The 12,673-nt window shown below is 68.7% G+C and carries 10 protein-coding genes; 3 read left to right on the top strand and 7 right to left on the bottom strand.

Annotation, left to right across the window (positions count from 1 at the left end; genetic code table 11):
- Nucleotides 1–118 precede the first annotated feature (118 nt).
- The 7 genes from FL344_RS07000 to FL344_RS06975 all read right to left on the bottom strand — a co-directional run bounded on the left by FL344_RS07000 (nucleotide 119) and on the right by FL344_RS06975 (nucleotide 10,212).
- Entirely contained in the window at nucleotides 119–1,864 is a 1,746-nt protein-coding gene (locus tag FL344_RS07000; RefSeq protein ID WP_194863024.1) for a DEAD/DEAH box helicase, read from the bottom strand.
- Complete coding sequence (locus FL344_RS39890) at nucleotides 1,831–2,037, bottom strand: hypothetical protein (protein ID WP_194863023.1); 207 nt, start codon at nucleotides 2,035–2,037, stop codon at nucleotides 1,831–1,833. The genes FL344_RS07000 and FL344_RS39890 overlap by 34 nt, the downstream gene beginning before the upstream one ends.
- Nucleotides 2,038–2,062: 25 nt before the next feature.
- On the bottom strand, nucleotides 2,063–2,692 hold the full coding sequence (gene cglE / locus FL344_RS06995; protein WP_011554849.1) for an adventurous gliding motility protein CglE: 630 nt from the start codon (nucleotides 2,690–2,692) through the stop codon (nucleotides 2,063–2,065).
- Between the two features lie 106 nt (nucleotides 2,693–2,798).
- The gene (gene gltG / locus FL344_RS06990; protein ID WP_141617975.1) at nucleotides 2,799–4,721 is read right to left on the bottom strand and encodes an adventurous gliding motility protein GltG; all 1,923 of its coding nucleotides are present in this window, start codon (nucleotides 4,719–4,721) and stop codon (nucleotides 2,799–2,801) included.
- A gap of 76 nt (nucleotides 4,722–4,797) precedes the next feature.
- Nucleotides 4,798–5,067, bottom strand: coding sequence for an adventurous gliding motility protein CglF (gene cglF / locus FL344_RS06985; protein ID WP_020478881.1), 270 nt, complete (start codon nucleotides 5,065–5,067; stop codon nucleotides 4,798–4,800).
- A gap of 127 nt (nucleotides 5,068–5,194) precedes the next feature.
- Nucleotides 5,195–6,634, bottom strand: coding sequence for an adventurous gliding motility TPR repeat lipoprotein GltE (gene gltE, locus FL344_RS06980; protein WP_141617974.1), 1,440 nt, complete (start codon nucleotides 6,632–6,634; stop codon nucleotides 5,195–5,197).
- The gene (locus FL344_RS06975) at nucleotides 6,634–10,212 is read right to left on the bottom strand and encodes a tetratricopeptide repeat protein (protein ID WP_194863022.1); all 3,579 of its coding nucleotides are present in this window, start codon (nucleotides 10,210–10,212) and stop codon (nucleotides 6,634–6,636) included. Before FL344_RS06975 ends, gltE begins: the two co-directional genes overlap by 1 nt.
- 283 nt (nucleotides 10,213–10,495) lie before the next feature.
- Here FL344_RS06975 and FL344_RS06970 point away from each other — a divergent pair, with 283 nt between their 5' ends.
- From FL344_RS06970 to cutA, 3 genes are all read left to right on the top strand, one after another.
- On the top strand, nucleotides 10,496–11,152 hold the full coding sequence (locus tag FL344_RS06970; RefSeq protein WP_171443714.1) for a hypothetical protein: 657 nt from the start codon (nucleotides 10,496–10,498) through the stop codon (nucleotides 11,150–11,152).
- Between the two features lie 58 nt (nucleotides 11,153–11,210).
- A complete protein-coding gene (locus FL344_RS06965; protein ID WP_141591348.1) occupies nucleotides 11,211–12,173 on the top strand; it encodes an ATP-binding protein in 963 nt (320 codons plus the stop codon).
- A gap of 67 nt (nucleotides 12,174–12,240) precedes the next feature.
- A complete protein-coding gene (cutA, locus tag FL344_RS06960; RefSeq protein ID WP_090493083.1) occupies nucleotides 12,241–12,567 on the top strand; it encodes a divalent-cation tolerance protein CutA in 327 nt (108 codons plus the stop codon).
- The last annotated feature ends 106 nt before the right edge of the window (nucleotides 12,568–12,673 follow it).

Below are 12,673 nucleotides of genomic sequence, written 5' to 3'. Positions count from 1 at the left end.
GCCTTGGAATGGAAAGAAAAAGCAGCGAGGGCGCCAGAGACCGGAACTCTACCGGTCGCCAGCGCCCCCGAGCAATCATGCAAAACCCGCCAAACGGCGGGAATCATTGGCCTTCTTGCTACCCGGCCGAGGGAGCGTCAGGCGGCGTCTCGCCACCTTCGCCACCCTCGCTTCCGTCCGCCGCATCCGCCGCGGGGGCCTGGGCAGGTGCGGTCGTCTCCGGAAGCGCCTTTGCACGCTCCACACCCGCGCTGTCGTTCAGCTGAGTGTAGAGGGCAATGGCCTTGTCACGCTGCTGCAGCTCCTCCGCGAGCTGAGCGGCGCGAGGCAGGTTGCCAAGCTTCTCGTGGAGCGGGAGCGCCTTGTCCTTGCGGCCAGCACCCTCCCACGCCTCGGCAGCGGCGGCGATGTCACCCAGCAGCTCCAGCCACCGGGCGCGGCCGGCCGGCTTCTGCTCCTGCTCGGCCCGGGCCAGCTCCTTCTGCGCCAGCTCCTTCGCCTCGTCGTCCAGCTTCAGACGCTGCATGAAGTGGAAGGCCTTGGGCGGAGGCAGCGGGCTGAGGACCTCCACCGCCTCGCGGCGCTGGCCCACGGCCGCCAGCAGGGTGGCGGCACCGAGCCGGTCACCCCGCTCCACCAGGCTCTTCACCTCGAGCCCGCGGATGCGGTTGGCGCTGGCGATGTCCCGTGCGCGCTCGTACGACTTGCGCGCCAGGGTGAGCTTCCCGGAACGCTCGTAGGCGAGCGCCGCCTGGTCGAACTGACGGGCGCGCTCATAGAGGCGGGCCACGTTCTCGAAGTCACCCTTGCCGACGAAGTGCTCCATGAGGAGTTCGTAGGCGCCGGCCTTCTCCAGGGTGGGCGCGAGCTGATCCGGCGGCAGCGTACCCACCAGACGGCGGGCCGTGTCGTTGTCGCTCCCAGCCAGGGCGTTGCGCAGGGCGCTCTTGAGGTCGCCCCCCGCCTCGAAGAGGCGAGCCGCCTCCGCGAAGGAGTTGTTGCGCTCGTGCAGCCGGCCCGCGTCGCGGGTACGTCCCATGGTCTCGAGCTGCTTCGCCTGCTCGTCCCAGGTGCCCGTCAGCTCCGGCAGCGGGCGCTCGCCACGCTCCGGACGCTCGCCACGCTCCGGACGCTCACCCCGAGCAGGACGCTCGCGGCGCTCCGGACGCTCCCGGCGCTCACCCGAAGCGGCACGCTCACCGCGCTCAGGCCGAGGGCCACGCTCACGGCGCTCCCCACGCTCGGGACGCTCGCCCCGCTCACGGCGCTCCTCGGAGCGAGGCGCCGCGACGGGCTCCTCGGCCTCGGGACCGGGCTGACGGCCGCTGGCCGCGAAGGCCGCCTCCGCGCGCTCGGCATCACCCGCGGCACGCCAGGCCTGACCGACGAGGAAGATGACGTCCGTCCACGCATCGAACTTCTCCCGCGCCGGGTCCACGGCGGGAGCAGCGGCCTCGGCGGGCGCAGCAGCCTCGGTGGGCGCAGCGGCCTCACCCTCGGCGATGGCAGGTGCCTCACCCTCGGCGGTGGCAGGTGCCTCAGCGGGCGCCCCACCCTCGGCGGGAGCCTCACCCTCGGCGGGCGCGGCGGCCTCCACGGGAGCCGGCGCCTCGGAGGGAGCAGCGGCCTCCGCGGCGGCGGGCGCCTCGGGCGCGGCCGGCTTCGGCTGACGCTGCACGCGCAGCAGCGTGGTGATGAGGCGGCCACGCGTGTTCATGTCCAGGTCGTCCAGCGACTTCAGCCGCATGGGCCGAAGCGAGCGGACGATGGCCTGCAGCGGCGCCTTCTCCGCCCCGAAATCCGTCTTGGAGAGCGCCTTCTCCAGGATGCTCAGCTCGGAGATGACACGCTGGCCAGGGCCCACCGGCCCCTCTTCGCGATCGCGCCCACGTCCACGGCCATCTCCACGTCCACGGCCGTCACCGCGTCCGGGCCCGCCACGGCCACCAAAACCACCCGGTCCGTCACGGCGAGGACCTTGGCCCGGTGCACCCCCGTCACGACCACGCCCACCCGGGCGCGGCCCACCGCTTCCATTCTCCTGAGGCACGTCTTTCTCCCGCTAGAACGCGTAGCGAATGTTCGGCGCCACCGCGAACCCGAACGAGCCCCCGGAGACGAGGTACTGCCCCGTCACCTCGAGCCCTACGGAAAAGTGGCGCAGCCGTGTGTAGTACTCCACTCCGGGCCCGGCAAACACAAGAATGTCGGAATCGGGGAGGAGCCGCTGCGGCGAGAACATCGCATAGCCAGCACCTGCACGGAGATAGAACCAGGTGCGCTTCACTTCCTGACTGTCAGCAAACCCCACCAGGCGAGCACGCAACACCGCGCCGGGGATCAGGGTGGAGAAGTCACCCGACACCGCGCCGCCGGAGTTGCCCACGTACTGAGCGCCCGTCCGCACGCTCGAGCCCATGAGGAACAGGCCGACGGACACGTGCTCGCCCAGGTCCACGCCCACCTCCACCTGCGCCATGGGCCCGGAGGAGAACGGACGCGGCGTGCCTTCGGCGGCCGGCGGGTTGGTGATGAACAGGGGGCCACCGAGCACCGCGAAATAGATGCCTCGCTCGATTTCATCGAACGTGACAGCCGGGCGGTCACCCTGGGCAGTGGTGGGCTGCTGGGCGCTCGCGACCGTGGGGAGAACGAACGAGGCGCACAGGGCAAGTGAGGCGAGGGCTTTCATGCGGTCCTGACGTTGGCCCGGCCCCCTCGGGGGAGTGGGAGCCGGGGAAAGGCGCGGTGGGCAGACCTGCGTCAGGCCTGCCCACCCGGAGAAAGGCCACCCGGCGCTATTCGCCGGACTGCTTGAAGATGAACGGATACGTGACGACCACCACGCCGCCGCCCTTCGGCTCGGGGAACTTCCAGGTGCGAACGCGTCCGGCCACGCACGTCTCCAGCTCCGCGTTGGCCGCCGTGGACTGCGCCACCGACGACGAGGCGACCGAGCCATTCCCCGCGATGACGAACTTCACCGCCACCTTGCCGCCCAGCTTCGGGAAGCGGTTGAGGAGGCTCTCGAAGCAATAGCGGATCTGTCCGCGGTTGCGATGGATGACCTGGCGGATGAGCTCCTTGTCCAGCGAGCCCATGACCTCCGGGTCGGACGAGGTGATGCCCACGTCGACGCTCTGCTTGCCGCCCAGCACGCCCACGCCGCTGCCGTAGGTGCCGGTGCCGCCGCCACGGCCCTTGGTACCAATGCCGCCAATGCCGATGGTGTCACCCGTGCCGCCGCCGCCGCCGCTCGTGCCGCGCAGGCCCATGCCACCGAAGCCGCCGGAGTTGCCCGCCTTGGCGCCGAACATGTTGCCCATGGCGCTCTTCAGGTCGCCGCCCAGGCCGCTCTTGCCGAACACCGTGGAGATGCCGCCCTTGCCGCCGCCGAAGATCTTCGCCGTCAGCGCGCGCGCCTCGTCCTTCTTGTTCGGGTCGCCCTTGGGCGCGGTGCGATTGTTGGTCTTGGGCGCCTCCTTCTTGCCCATCTGACCTTCGTCGCCGCGGTTCTTCGCCGCCATCTCCCCGCTCTTCTTCTGCTCCTTCTGCTGATTGAGGCGCTCGAGGAACTTGTTCTTCTGCGCCTCCGGCGGCTTGATGATGAGCTTGGCGATGCGGGCGTTGTCCGCCGACAGCTCGTCTGCGTATTCGTCCCCCGCGACGGTGCGGTTCATCGCGGTGATGACGAACGCCGTCGCGATGAAGAACAGCACCAGGAAGATGTTGAGCGCGGTGTAGTCCATGGACTCGCCCAGCGGCACCACGACGCGCTTGGGCACGGGCTGGAAGGCCACCTCGAGCGTCACGCCGCCCAGGTCCACCCAGATGAAGTCCTCCGCGTCCAGCGTGAGCGAGTACGCCTCGCCCTCATGCGAGGCCTTGCCGGACTCGATGACGGCCTTCAGGTCCAGCGTCTCGCCCTTGCGGGTGAGCTCGCCCTTCATCTTCGCGGTGAAGCGAACGCTGAAGGACTGGCCGTCCGAACGAACCACGTCGAACGTCGGGGCGCCCAGGCGGGCGTCCCCCATGACGAAGTCCACGCCGGCGGCGCTGCCGACGACGAAGGCCCCCTTCCTGCCGGGCCCCAGGAAGAACTCGCCCACGCGCTGGTCACCCCAGGCGAAGCGCAGGCCCACGCCCAGCGGACCGCTGGACTTCGTGCGGCGAACCTTCCGCACGCGCGGCGCGGCTTCCTCCGGCGCGGCCTCGACGGGGACTGGAGCGGGCGCGACGGGAGCGGCCACCGGGTTCTGCTGGGTGGCGGCAAAGGACGGGTCGATGGCGCCCGCGGCCGGAGCAGCCACCGCGGCCTGCGCCAGGCTCTCGGCCGGCGCCGGCGCGGCGATGACCGGATTCTTCTCCGTCACCACCTCAGAGCTGGCCGCCGCGGCCGCCAGGTTCACCGCGGCCACCGCGGCCGGGTTCTCCAGACGGATGGTGGTGCCACCCACGCGGATTTCATCACCGAAGGAGAGGAGCCCCTTGGTGACGCGCTTGCCGTTGACGTACGTGCCCTCGACGCTGCCCATGTCGATGATGGACATGGCGCCGTCGCTGGCGACCTCGATGACGGAGTGGATGCGGCTGACCTTCTCGTCCTCCAGGCACAGGTGCGCCGAGGAGAGACGGCCAATCTTGATGATGTCGCGCTCGTAGTCCTTGGAGGCGACCAGCGAGTCGCCCTTGAAGACCTTGAGTGTCAGAGGAACGGCCATGGGGGCTCCAACGTAAAGTGGGTACGGCGTCAGACAACGCGCGCGGCGGTGGGTTCCCGCCGCGTTGTGGCGCTGGCTACAGCTCGCCCACGGACTGCATCACCTTGTCCTCGAAGTCCTCGCGGATGCGGATGAGGTTCGAGTGCTTCACCCGCTCACGCGCATCGATGTACTCGCCATCCGGCTTCGTGAGGTCGCCCTCGATGGTGTCGTCCTCGAAGTCGATGTTGGTCGTCTTGGAGTAGCGCACATTGCCCTCCCCTGGACCACCCGGGTTGGAGCCCTCGTCCTGGGCCAGGGCGGGCGTCACCGCGAGCACCGCACACAGCATCAACGCCTTACGCATCACTGCCTCCCGGAAGGGACCCGAAGGCCCCTTCGCACACCGAATCCCCGGATGAGGGGGAAACACAAGGTTCGCATCATCCCCCGTGCCCCCGCCACAGCGAAGGCACTCGGGGGCGTCCCAACTTTCACAGCAGGTCGTCTTCCGGCTCCCCGGGTTCCGCCGAGCCTGCATTCTTCTGGTCGGAGTTTCCGTTCGCGGGGGCTGGCGCCGGCGGCGTGTTGCCGCTGGCGGGGGTGACCTGGGGCGCGGGGCCCGTGCCGGAGGCCGGCGTCGCGGCGGTGGCGGGCGGGTTCGCCGCTCCGGCCGCCTTCTCCGCGGCCTGCATCTGGGCCTGCTGCTGCTTCTGCAGCTCCTCCATCTGCTTCGCCTGCTCCTCGGCGAACTTGGCCTCGCGCTTCGCGTTGACGACGACCTCTACCTCGCGCAGCAGGGCGAACACGGGGGCCTCGGCGGGCAGCGCCACCTCACCGCCGGCCATGGCGATGTACTTGCGGTACAGCTCCGAGGCGCGCTCGGGCGCGTCCTTCACCTTGTGGAGGATGATGGCGCGGTTGAGGTTCACGGCCGCCAGCTCGGGGTCGAGCTTCTCCGCCTCGTCGTACTCCTGCATGGCCTTGTCGAACTGGCCCATGCCCTTGTAGGCGACGCCCAGGTCCAGGTGCGCGGCGGCGTTCTTCCCGTCCGCCTGGAGAATTCGGCGCAGGTGCTGCTCGGCGGCGGGGTAGTTCTCCGCGGCCAGGGCCAGCTGCGCCAGCTCCACGTGCGACGGCACGTAGTCCTCGCGGACCTCCAGCGCCTTCTTGAAGGACAGGCGCGCGTCATCCACGTCGCCTTCCTGCAGGAGGATGAGGCCCACGGCGTGGTGGAGCTCCGGGTCCGCCGCGTCCAGCTTCACGCCGCGCAGGGCCACCAGCTTCGCCATGGCGAGCTGCTTGCGATCCAGGTAGCTGCGGATCATCACCTTCAGCGCGGTGGTGGACTGCGGGTCGCGCATCAGCGCGGCGCGCGTCAGGTCCATGGCCTTGGTGTGGTCCCCCTGCTGCCGGAAGATCTCCGCCAGCCGCGCGCGTGACTGCGCGTCATCCGGGTAGCGCTGGAGCACCTCCTGGTACAGCGCCACCGCGCCGGCGACGTTGCCCGCGTTCTGCTCCATCACCGCCAGGTTCTCAGAGGCCTGACGCAGCGAGGGCTTCTTCGTGAGCGCCGTCTTGTAGTGGTTGCGCGCCTCGGTCAGCTTGCCCTGACGCTCGGCGAGCACGCCCAGGTTGTAGTCGGCCTCGGCGAGGTTCCCGTCCGCCTCCAGGGCGGACTGGAACTTCCGCTCCAGCGACGGGTAGTCGATGGCCTTGGCCTTCTTCTGCGTGTCGAACGCCTTCAGCGCGTCCTCGAAGCGGGCCTTGGCCGTGTTGGAGATGGGCTGCAGGGCCTCCGTCTTGCCGGCGTTCGGATCCGCCGTCTTGGCCGAGCCGGGGCCGGTGGCCTTGGAGGAAGTACAACCGGCGGCGGCCAGCGAGACAGCCGCCAACAGGGGGAACAGGCGCATGGTGCGGGTCGTCCGGTTCATTAGAGGAAGTCCTCCGGCTCCTCGTCATTCCCGCCCTGCTTCGCGGGAGTGGCGCCGTCGGTGGTGGCCGCCGGGCGGGCGTCCACCTGAGTCTCGGTCTGCGAGCGCAGCTGCGCGGTGAGGTCCGTCAGGTCCTCCTGCAGCGTCTCCGCCCGGGCCTGCTGCGAGTCCGACGCCGCCTTGGGCGCCGGCGGCGGCACGTCCTGGATGGTGGCCAGCAGGTCGCCGCCAATGAGCTGCACGCGGCCCTTCAGCGCCACCTTCTCTTCGTGCATGTCGGGGTAGCGGTCCGGCTGGTACGTGGTGCGCAGCAGCTTCAGGCTCTCCGCGGCGCAGTCGTTGTAGACGTCCAGCTCCCGGCTCTTGGCCACCGTGGCGGAGAACGCCTCGGTCGCCTTGTCCTTGAGCGGCTGCGCCTGGTTGGCGAACTCGTCGCGCAGCGCCTGCTCCGACTCCTCGTCCAGGCCGCGTGGCATGGGCGCGTTGATGAGGCGGTCGGCGAAGTGGTCATACGCCAGGCCAATGCGGTGCAGCGCGCAGATGGCGGGCTCGGGCGCGCCCAGCGTCACCGTCTGCACGTACTTCTTCTCCACCACCTGGAGCGCGCGGCTCTTGTCCTGGATGCTCGCCTTGAAGCGGTCCGGCGACGGCGGCACACCCCAGTACAGCTTCAGGCGCCGGTACTCGTTCCAGTCCAGGTCCACCGACAGGAACTGCGCCTGCGCGGCCGTGGCGAGCGCCGGCTTCTCCAGCGAGCCCTGCACGCGGCGGGGCAGCTGGTCGAAGTGCTCGAAGATGCGCTTCTGCATGCGGGCCACGTCACGCGTCTTGCCCATCTTCTTGTACAGGTCGACGATGCGGCCCTCGGCGGCCAGGAACCGGCTGGGGGAGCGCATGTTGTCGCGCTCGTACTCCTCCAGCATCTTGATGGCCTTGAACGCGGCGCCGCTCTTGGCCGTCAGGTCGATGATGGAGAGGCGGATTTCGTCGGCGTCCTTCGCCCGCGGCCACAGCGTCAGGTAGTGCTCGCGGTTGCGCAGCGCCGCCTTCACCTGGCCCAGGCCCTCGCGGTAGGTGGCGGCGTTGAAGAGCGCCACCTGCGCCTTGGACTCGTCCCACTTCTGCACCACCGCGGGCTTGTTGTCGTCCGCCGCGCCCCGCTTCTTCTTGCCGCCACCACGCGCCTTGGCGTTGCCCTTCTCACCCAGGCTGCGCTCGTAGCCGCGCACGTAGGCCTCGTACGTCGCCGCTGCGTCCTCGAAGTCGCCAATGGCCTCCAGCGCCTCCGCGTTCGCGTAGATGGAGTCCGGCACGTGCTTGGAGCGCGGGTACTCGGCGAACAGGCGCTTGCGCACCTCGATGGCCTTATCCAGGCGCTTCGCCTTGTAGTAGTCGACGGACGCGTTGTAGAGCGCCAGGTCGGCGATCTCCGTCTGCGGGAAGTCCTTCACGAAGGCGAGGTACGCCTCGGCGGCCTTCTCGAACTCCTTCTTCTCCTCCAGCTGGCTGACGAGCTTGAAGGACGACTGCTCGATGAGCTTCGCCAGGTCGTCGCGGAACTTGCCCACCGCCAGCTTGTCGTTGGCGTAGAAGCGCCGCGCCCACTCGTTCACCTTCGCGTAGTCCTGCAGCAGGTGGTACGAGTCGAGGATGAGGTTGGCGGAGATCTCCGCCGCGCGCTCGCCGTTCTCGAACTTGTACTCGGGGTAGCCGAGCGCGATCTCGCTGAAGCGCAGCACCGCCTCGTCGAAGTGGTTGTGGCGGTAGTAGATGTTGGCCGCCTTGAAGGCGATCTCCACCCGCTTCTCGCCCTTGGGCACGTACTTGAGGTAGCGCTCACACGCGTCGAGCAGCGCCTTCTTCAGCGTGGGGATGGCGGCCTTCTTGGTGATGTCCGAGCCCACCGCCTCGCTCTTGCCCTCGCCCCGCGCCTCGCCCGCCTTGACGACCTCGTCGTAGGCCAGCACCGCGTTGTAGGCGGCGTTCTGCAGCCACTTGCCCGGCTTGCCCGGCTTCGGCTTGCCCTTGTCGTCCTTGGCCTCCAGCACCTTGGCGTCCTGGAGCACGACGAGCGTGTAGTTGGCGGCGGCCTTGTCGAAGTTCTGCAGGTTGTCGTTGAGCAGTTCGGCCCAGAAGAAGCGCAGGTCGTACGCCTTGGGGTTCTCCGGGAAGAGCGTGAGGTAGTCGCTGTACACCGCGTCCGCGTAGCGGAACGTCTCCTCGTTGCGCGTCTTCTTGCCCTCGTTGTGCCAGGTGACGGCGAGGTTGGACAGCGTGCGCTCGGACAGCTCCTTCGCCTCCGCCAGCAGCTTCTTGTCCTTGTCCTCCTTGATGACGCCGGAGCCCTCGACCTCCTTCATGATCTTCACGAGCCGGCGCACCTGGACCACGGTGCGCTCCTTGTTGCCCATGCGGAGGATGCAGTCGACGATGCGGCCCTGGAAACCAGGCGCCTCGGGGGACAGCGGCTTCTCCTTGATGAGGCCGTTGTAGGTGATGGCCGCCTCACGGTCCTTGCCATCGCCGTAGTACAGGTTGGCCAGCTGCTTCAGCATCGTGAAGCGGTCTTCCGGGTTGGTGGCCACCTTGCCGAACTCCGCCCGGGCCTGCGCCACGTCACCCTGGTGCGCGAACGCCCGCACGTAGTCGGCGCGCGCCTCGCGCAGCAGCGAGCTTCGGCCGCCGCCCTTGCCGCCGTCCTTCTCCAGGGCGTTGGCGCCGGCGAGCTCACCGTAGAGCACCACCGTCTTGAACTTGTCCTTGGCCGACTCGAAGTCGCCCATGTTGTAGTGGCACCAGCCCTGCTTGTAGAGGGCGAAGGCGTACACCTGGCTCTCGGGGAACTCAGCGGCCTTCTTGTACGCCGCCAGCGCCTTCTCCAGCTCCGGGCGCTTCCCCTTGGAGTTGTTGAAGTAGTACTCGCCGAAGGCGAAGTAGGCGTCCGGGATGTACTTCGACTGCGGGTGCTTCTCCACCAGGCGCTTGAAGGCCACCAGCGCCTTGCGGTCCTGGCCATCCTCCATGAGGTACTGGCCGAGGAAGAAGAGCACCTCGTCGGTGCGCTCGAACTTCGGGTACTCCTGGACGATCTTCGTGTACTGCTCCACCGCGAGCTTGCCGTACTCCTTCTGCTTCGCGATGAACTCCGCCTTCTCCGCCTTGGCCCGCTGCTGGCCCGCGGCGTCGTTGCGGTTCATGGCCTGGATGAGGTCGTCATCCTTCCGGTTGGCCTCGAAGAAGAAGAACTTGGACTCCTCCCAGTAGAACTCGCCCAGGCGGAACAGGAGGCTGGGGGCCTCCTTCGGATCCGGCGACAGGGAGATGATCTTCTTCAGCGACTGGATCTGCTCGCGCCGCTTGGAGGCCACCTGCAGCTCGACGCCCAGCCGGAACTGGTCGTACTGGAGCGCGGGGGCGACCTCTTCTTTCTTCTTTTCACGGGTGATGTCGCCAGCCAGGGACTTGTCCACCGCGGTGGCGGACTTCCGGCCGAGATCGGCATCGCGCGGGGCTTTCTTCTCCTGGGCGGCGGAGGCCGTGGCCAGGAGGACGAGGCAGACGAGAAGCGAACGGCGCATGGTCTTCCTAGGAGAGGGGCACCGGCGTCCCCAGTTGCTTGCTTGGTAGGCAAGTGTCCGGGAATCTTCGGGAATTTCCATTCGGGGACCCTCACTATGCGCGGTTTCCGCGCGGCGGGTCAACACTGACTGGCCGCCTGCTTTCCTCGGGGAGCGTCGGTTCAAAATCTTCCAGATCCGCTGTGAAAATCGGCGCCCTGGAGTTGCCATGTCGGACCTGCCAGGTATGGGGGAACGGACGGTCGGTTGCCCGGCCTCCCTGCACTGGAGTACGCGTCGGATCATGAGTCTCCTCCCCGAAAGCGCCAGCTTCGAAGAGCTGGTGCAGGACTACTTCCTTGCTGTGCGTGGTGCGGGGCTGATGCTCTCTGCGCTGGACACCGAGCTTTTGACGACCTGGGCCCGGGAAGGCGTTCCCTTCGAGGTGGTGGCGCGCGGCATCTCCCGCTCGGCGGAGAAGGCCCTCTGGGACGCGCGGCCCGGAGAACCGGTGCTGCGCTCGCTGCGCGCGTGCCGGCGGCAGGTGGAGTCGGAGATCAAGAAGTACCGGGAGCTGGCGGCGGGCGCGGGTGAGGAACCCTCCTCCAGCCCCAAGCGCAAGCGGGCCCGTTCCTGGGAGGAGACGCGGCACGCGCGGCTGTGCGCGGCGCTCGAGGACCTGGCGGGGCGGAACGAAGCGCTGTCGCACCGTGTGCGCAACCTGCGCATCACCGTCCTGGCGCATGTCCCGGAAGAACCGGCGGCCATGGATGCCCAGGAAGCGCTGGCGTTCCTGCTGGTGCTGCGCGCCCTGCCCTTCCTGGATCGGTGCGCCGTGTGGCGTGAGGCCCTGGCGGCATCCGCTGAACAACAGGTGATGTCGCCGCGCGCCCGCAAGGTGTCCCGGCGCTTCCGGGTGCTGGCGACGGTGCGCCGGCGGCTGGGCGTGAAGGAGATGTAGGTGGGCGGGACGCCTGATTGCCCGTTCAGTGGACTGACGGCCGAGGAGAGGCTCTGGTATGGCGGTGCGTGAGATGGCTCCAAAGGCGAATGGCGAGGCGTGTGGTGTGTGCGGCGGGCGGACCTATGTCATCGAGCGCCGCGGGGACCAGGCCCAGGCGCGCGTCTGCGCGTGCTCCGAGCACTGCTCGGTGTGCGGCGGGCGCGGGCACGTGCTGGTCGAGCGCGAGGGCGAGTTCAGCCAGAAGATGGGCCCCCGGCGCTATGAGGTGATGGAGACGTGCACCTGCACCAAGCTGCGAAATCGCATTGCACGCTTCGATGCGCTGGGGCTGCCTGCCTCAGCAGCGCATGCGACCTTTGAAAACTACCGCGCATCCAAGGAGGAGCAGGACAGGGGCCGCAATGTGGCCATGCAGTTCGCCTTCCAGTACGTGCCGGGTGGTTCGTCCAAGGGCTTCATCCTCAGCGGGCCCGTGGGCACCGGGAAGACACACCTCCTGGCCGCGACGCTGGCGCACCTGGCTCTGGAGTTGGGCGTGCGTGGGCGCTACGTCGAAATCTCCCTCCTCTACGCGACCATCCGGCGTGGCTTCCAGGAGGGCAAGAGCGGCGGCGAAATCATCGGGCCCCTGTCGGAGGTGGAGGTGCTGGCCATCGACGAGATGGGCAAGGGCCGCGGCAGCCCCTTCGAGATGGAGACGCTCGATGAGCTGATCGCCCGCCGCTACAACGCGGGCCGCACCACGCTGTTCGCGTCGAACTACTCCCTGGAGCCGGAGAAGCGCGCCATCCGAAGCGCGGCGCCGACAGGCTACCGCACCACCGAGGACTCACGCAGCGCGGTCCGCGACACGGAGCTGCTCCGAGAGCGCGTGGGTGAGCGCATCTACAGCCGGCTGTGCGAGCTGTGCACCTTCGTCGAGTTTCCAAAGGACACGCCGGACCGGCGCCGCACCCGGCAGGAGATGGACGCGCCCATGCACCATGCGCCGGGCGGCGGGCGCACGCTGGGACGGTAGTCACGCGGGACGGCTGTCTGCGCCATCCCGCTCGACGGCCAGCGGAGGCTTCGCGCATCCTGCGCCCATGACTGACGCCATCATCGTCCTCGTCACCGCGCCCACCGCGGACAAGGCCGCCGAGCTGGCCCGCGCGCTGGTGGAAGCGCAGCTGGCCGCGTGCGGCAACATCGTTCCCGGCTTGCGCTCCATCTACCGGTGGGAGGGGAAGGTCCAGGACGAGCCCGAGGTCCTCCTCATCCTCAAGACGCGCGCGGCCCTCTTCGAGCCGCTGCGCGCGCGCATCGTCGAGTTGCATCCCTACGACGTCCCGGAGGTGCTGCGCGTGGACATCGCGGAGGGGCACGCGCCGTACCTCTCCTGGATTCTGGGCAGCACCCGCGCGCCGGACTGAAGTCCCGCTCCCCTGCTCGGCTGACTGGCGTAGCCAGCGCTCCGCCTGCGGCTGGAACAGTGAGGGAGCGGCGCTCAAGAAGGGCTCGTGCGCGGCCTCCGACAGA

Origin of the sequence: Myxococcus sp. AB036A, from assembly GCF_006547355.1 — a bacterium.
In the GTDB taxonomy this organism is placed as follows: domain Bacteria; phylum Myxococcota; class Myxococcia; order Myxococcales; family Myxococcaceae; genus Myxococcus; species Myxococcus virescens.
Note: the sequence above shows the minus strand (reverse complement) of the source record. Positions and strands in the feature narration are given on the sequence as shown.

Excerpts from the sequence above, each read along its gene's own strand:
- cglE (WP_011554849.1), bottom strand. The coding sequence starts at position 2,692 with ATGAAAGCCCTCGCCTCACTTGCCCTGTGCGCCTCGTTCGTTCTCCCC.
- FL344_RS39890 (WP_194863023.1), bottom strand. The coding sequence starts at position 2,037 with ATGGAAGCGGTGGGCCGCGCCCGGGTGGGCGTGGTCGTGACGGGGGTG.
- FL344_RS06970 (WP_171443714.1), top strand. The coding sequence starts at position 10,496 with ATGAGTCTCCTCCCCGAAAGCGCCAGCTTCGAAGAGCTGGTGCAGGAC.
- FL344_RS06965 (WP_141591348.1), top strand. The coding sequence starts at position 11,211 with ATGGCGGTGCGTGAGATGGCTCCAAAGGCGAATGGCGAGGCGTGTGGT.
- gltG (WP_141617975.1), bottom strand. The coding sequence starts at position 4,721 with ATGGCCGTTCCTCTGACACTCAAGGTCTTCAAGGGCGACTCGCTGGTC.
- cglF (WP_020478881.1), bottom strand. The coding sequence starts at position 5,067 with ATGCGTAAGGCGTTGATGCTGTGTGCGGTGCTCGCGGTGACGCCCGCC.
- cutA (WP_090493083.1), top strand. The coding sequence starts at position 12,241 with ATGACTGACGCCATCATCGTCCTCGTCACCGCGCCCACCGCGGACAAG.
- FL344_RS06975 (WP_194863022.1), bottom strand. The coding sequence starts at position 10,212 with ATGCGCCGTTCGCTTCTCGTCTGCCTCGTCCTCCTGGCCACGGCCTCC.
- gltE (WP_141617974.1), bottom strand. The coding sequence starts at position 6,634 with ATGAACCGGACGACCCGCACCATGCGCCTGTTCCCCCTGTTGGCGGCT.